The organism is Flavobacterium sp. (genome assembly GCF_031423415.1).
Taxonomy (GTDB): Bacteria; Bacteroidota; Bacteroidia; order Flavobacteriales; family Flavobacteriaceae; genus Flavobacterium.
The window spans coordinates 1-4,597 of the sequence record NZ_JANPFL010000167.1; the positions used below are offsets into that span (position 1 = coordinate 1).

General features: G+C 31.0%; 5 protein-coding genes. 2 read left to right on the forward strand and 3 right to left on the reverse strand.

Annotated elements, in window-relative coordinates; all coding sequences use genetic code 11:
- Positions 1-10: 10 nt before the first annotated feature.
- From RMO83_RS14340 to RMO83_RS14350, 3 genes are all read right to left on the reverse strand, one after another.
- Complete coding sequence (locus RMO83_RS14340; protein WP_310560386.1) at positions 11-418, reverse strand: hypothetical protein; 408 nt, start codon at positions 416-418, stop codon at positions 11-13.
- Positions 419-695: 277 nt separating this feature from the next.
- The gene (gene pheS / locus RMO83_RS14345; protein ID WP_310560387.1) at positions 696-1,715 is read right to left on the reverse strand and encodes a phenylalanine--tRNA ligase subunit alpha; all 1,020 of its coding nucleotides are present in this window, start codon (positions 1,713-1,715) and stop codon (positions 696-698) included.
- Between the two features lie 99 nt (positions 1,716-1,814).
- Positions 1,815-2,171 (reverse strand): hypothetical protein, encoded by a 357-nt coding sequence (locus RMO83_RS14350; protein ID WP_310560388.1) that lies wholly within the window; start codon positions 2,169-2,171, stop codon positions 1,815-1,817.
- Positions 2,172-2,331: 160 nt separating this feature from the next.
- Here RMO83_RS14350 and RMO83_RS14355 point away from each other — a divergent pair, with 160 nt between their 5' ends.
- Positions 2,332-2,865, forward strand: a complete 534-nt coding sequence (locus RMO83_RS14355; protein ID WP_310560389.1) for a CvpA family protein — start codon at positions 2,332-2,334, stop codon at positions 2,863-2,865.
- A gap of 74 nt (positions 2,866-2,939) precedes the next feature.
- Positions 2,940-4,597, forward strand: a 1,658-nt coding sequence (locus tag RMO83_RS14360; protein ID WP_310560390.1) for an ABC transporter substrate-binding protein, incomplete at its 3' end; no start/stop codon positions are given.

A 4,597-nucleotide genomic window follows, 5' to 3' on the forward strand; every position in this document is an offset into this window, starting at 1 on the left:
ACTAATTTTTTTATCTAACTATCACACCTTCTACAAACAATATAGGCACTTCTTCTTGTTCGGCTTCGTTGGCGAAATTGGCTTTAAATATAAAAACTTTATCGTAAAGTGTATCGCCAATAAAGTACGTTAGCATAAACTCATTGTTTAGTGAGAGTACACTTTTTTCGATCATTTCTACTTTTTTGACAGATATTGCAGGAATTTCTACAAAAGCATGCCGGAGAGACGATGTTTTTCTCATTTCGCCATCAATGGTTCCAAATGCTTTAGAAACTAACATCACGCCATCGAGCTGAAAATCTGAATCATTAATTAAATAAATATTCCAAATGTTTTCATCAAAATCGTCGCTATATTCGTGTATTGCTGCTAGAAAAACGTTTTCTACGATTGGAATTTTTATGTCTGATTTCATTTGATTTTTTGAATTTTTATATTTATTTGACTACAAAACAGCTTATTTATGAAAAAAATTTCTTTGAACCATATAAGAAATTTAAGAGAATATAAGTTGGTTTGAATGCTATGATTTTGAATTTACAATTATGCCTAGCCCAGATAGCAACGGAAAGCCTTTAGAGAAGAAATGCTAATTTTTCTTGATAAAAAACAACGACCAAAGGAAGTTCGTTTTTTGTTTAGAAAAATAGTGTTTCTTAAAAAAGCTTGTAGTGAAGAGCTGGAAATTGCTTCTAAATATTCGATTTGAATTGTTCTAAAAAGCGAACATCGTTTTCGTAAAACATTCTAATATCGCCAATTTGATACAGCAACATGGCTATTCTTTCTATTCCCATTCCGAAAGCAAAACCATTGAATTCTTCTGGATTTATCCCGCAATTTTTCAATACATTTGGGTCTACCATACCGCAACCGCCTATTTCTAGCCAGCCTGTTCCTTTTGTAATGCGGTAATCGGTTTCGGTTTTTAATCCCCAATAAATATCTATTTCGGCACTTGGTTCGGTAAAAGGGAAATAACTCGGGCGAAGTCTAATTTTAGATTTTCCGAACATTTCTTTGGTAAAATAAAGCAAGGTTTGTTTCATATCGGCAAAAGAAACGTCTTTGTCTATATACAAACCTTCCACTTGATGAAAAATACAATGAGAACGTGCAGAAACCGCTTCGTTACGAAAAACTCTTCCTGGCGAAATGGTTCGAATTGGCGGTTTGTTGTTTTCCATATATCGAACTTGAACCGATGAAGTGTGCGTTCTGAGTAAAATATCGGGATTGGTTTGTATAAAAAATGTGTCTTGCATATCGCGCGCAGGATGGTATTCTGGCAAGTTTAATGCAGTAAAATTATGCCAATCGTCTTCTATTTCTGGCCCTTCGGAAACGTTGAAACCTATGTTAGAAAAAATATCTATCATTTGGTTTTTTACTAATGATATTGGGTGACGAGACCCAAGTTTTATAGGTTCTTCAGGTCGAGACAAATCGCCATAAAACCCTTTTATTTCCTCCTTACTTTCTAGTTCGTCTTGAATAGATTTAACCTTTTCTTCGGCAATGGTTTTTAGCAAATTAATGACTTGACCAAATTCTTTTTTCTGGTCGTTTGGTACGTTTTTGAATTCTGCAAAAACTTCTTTCAAAAGTCCTTTACTACCAAGAAATTTGATTCTAAATTCTTCGAGTTTTTCTTTGTTTGTAGTCGAAAAATCTTTGGCTTCGGCTATGTATTCTTTTATTCTGTTTGTCATTTTATTCTAAATAGGGTTGAAAAAATATTAAAAATTTTTCAGTTTTCAGTAACAGTTCTCAGTTGTTTGGCTCTGCTAACTGCGACTGAAAACTGAAAACTACTCTAAAACTTCTTTTTCGATGAAATAATTTACGATTGCTTCTTTCATTAAAACCGATTGCTCACCTGCTTTTAGTGCTGGCAATTCTTCTTTGACTTTGTAATGTGGCCAACCTTCAGAATCGTAGAATTCGAATTCATAAAATCCGTAAGGTTCTAATAATCTGCAAATTGCAATGTGCATTAAATCTAATTTTTGGTCTTTTTTGAATTCGCGGTGCACTTTTCCGAGTTCTTGTACACCGATTAAATAAATTATGGCATCTAAATCTAGATCTTCGCCTTGCGAAAATTGATTAGAAAGTATTTGAACAAGGTTTTCCCAGCGTTCTTTGAGTTGTATATCTCTTGACATTTTAGGTTTCAGGTTTCAGGTTTCAGGTTTCAGGTTTCAGGTTTCAGGTTTTCTGAAAAGAAATCTAATTAATTTGCAAATATAATCTTTTTAAAATCTTTTCTCTTTGTTCTTTTTCTATTCTCTAACTTCTAATATCTTTGTTAACTAATTTTTATTTATGTGTTTTCTTGATATTATTCTTGGATTATTGCTTTTATATGCCACTTACAAAGGACTAAAAAATGGACTTTTTGTAGAATTTGCATCGTTAATTTCTTTGGTCATCGGGATTTTTGTTGCGATTAAATTTTCTTACTTAATGCGTTCTTTTATAGAAAACTTTGTTTCGTGGTCGCCAAAAATGATTGAAGTAATTTCATTTGGTTTTACTTTTTTAATGGTTGTAATTGCAATTCACGCTTTGGCAAAACTTTTTACATCTATTGCAGATTTTGCTTATTTGGGTTGGTTAAATAAATTGGGCGGTGCAACATTTAGTGTTTTGAAAACAGTTTTAATGTTAAGTATTGTTTTTAATTTATTTCAAAAAATAAACATTAATAACTTTATTGCAAAAAAAGAAACGCTTGATAATTCGATGTTTTATAACCCGATTCAAGAAGTTTCTGAGTTTATGTACCCGAGTTTGAATAAATTGTACAACGATATTAAAACGAAATCTAGGAAAATAGACTCGGAAGAAAAAAATTAATTTAATTTTAAGTTTTATTTATATTAAAACAAAATTTATTGCGTTTATCATATATTTGTAAATAAATTTTAATAATGAAAAACTATATTATTTTTCTTTTTTTGCTTGTATCGAATGCTTTTTCTCAGAATAATTTGCAATGGAAAAGTTATTATTCCTATAATCAAGCTACTGATATTGCGGGTACTACTGATAAAATAATTGTAGCTTGCGAAAATTCGTTATTTTCGAAAAATTTATCGACCAACGAAATTCAAACATTCAATACTTTAGATGGCCTATCGGGAGAAAAAATTTCGGCAATTTATTACAGTCAAACTTTTAATAAAACAGTTGTTGGTTACCAAAATGGACTTTTAATAGTAATTAATGAATCTGATAAACGTGTAACTAAAATTGTTGGTATTTTACAAAAACAAATTCCTAACAACATTAAGTTTATAAACAGTTTTTTCGAAAAAGATAAATTTTTATTCCTTTCTTGTGGTTTCGGAATTGTGAAATTTAATTTAGAAATTCAAGAATTTGGCGACAGCATTTTTTTGGGTCAAACAATTAACGATTACCAAGAAGTTTTACAAACTACGATTTTAGAAGACGAAATTTATGCGGTAACAAGAAACAACGGCATAAAAAAATGCATTTTTAACAATGCAAATATTAACGATTATAACCAATGGCAAGTTTTTGATGCTGGTTTTTGGAACGGAATTGCCACTTTAAACAACCAAATAATTGCCTCGAATGTCAATAATAATCTTTATAAATTTTCTAATAGTATTGCTTCGGTTTTTTACACTAATTTTAGTACAACCAAAAAATTTATCGTCAATGACAATCATCTTACGGTAGTTACAAACTCAAAAGTAATAGTTTTTAACGACCTATTTTCGACAATTTTAGAAATAAATAACTCTTCGTTACCAATATTACCGGTTCCCAATATTGTATGTGCCCGTTTTTCGGACAATAAACTATTTATTGGAACACAACAAAATGGTGTTTTTTCGACAACTTTTCAAAGTCCCAATAATTTTGTAAACGAAACACCCAATTGCCCAATTCTTAATAAAATATTTGCCGTAAACGCTTCAACAGATAATTTGTGGGTGGTTTATGGCGGTTACGATGCTGATTTTAATCCTTATGGCTATGCATTAGGCGGAATAACTCAATATGGATTTAGTAAATTGAACAATAATGGTTGGCAAAACACTCCATATTCTGCTGTTTTAGGTGCAAAAGCATTGTCAAGAATTACAATAAATCCAAATAATCCTAACCAAATGTATTTTAGTTCGTATTTTTCGGGATTGTTAAAACTAGAAAACGGAACGCCAACAATATTGTACGACACAACCAATAGTGGTTTAATAAGTAGATCGCCTATTGATATTCGGTTAAATGGAACTGCATTTGACAAATCGGGAAATTTATGGATAACTAGTGCTAGGATTAAAAACGGCTTGCAAGTTTTTAAAAAAGACAATACTTGGCAAGCTGTTAATTTAGAAAATATTTTGTTAACTAATAAATTTCAAAACACAGATTATGTTAACATTCTAATAGATAAAAACAACACCAAATGGTTAGCAACCAGCAACAGCGGCGTAATTGCATTTAACGAAAACGGTAATGTTTTAAAAAAAATAACTGATGGTGTTGACTCAGGAAACTTACCTTTTTTCGATGCCAAAGCAATTGCAATAGACAATAAAAACCAATTATGGAT

What these genes read in the sequence shown, in the direction of transcription:
- RMO83_RS14350 (WP_310560388.1), bottom strand. Translation starts at nt 2,171, where the DNA reads ATGTCAAGAGATATACAACTCAAAGAACGCTGGGAAAACCTTGTTCAA.
- pheS (WP_310560387.1), bottom strand. Translation starts at nt 1,715, where the DNA reads ATGACAAACAGAATAAAAGAATACATAGCCGAAGCCAAAGATTTTTCG.
- RMO83_RS14355 (WP_310560389.1), top strand. Translation starts at nt 2,332, where the DNA reads ATGTGTTTTCTTGATATTATTCTTGGATTATTGCTTTTATATGCCACT.
- RMO83_RS14340 (WP_310560386.1), bottom strand. Translation starts at nt 418, where the DNA reads ATGAAATCAGACATAAAAATTCCAATCGTAGAAAACGTTTTTCTAGCA.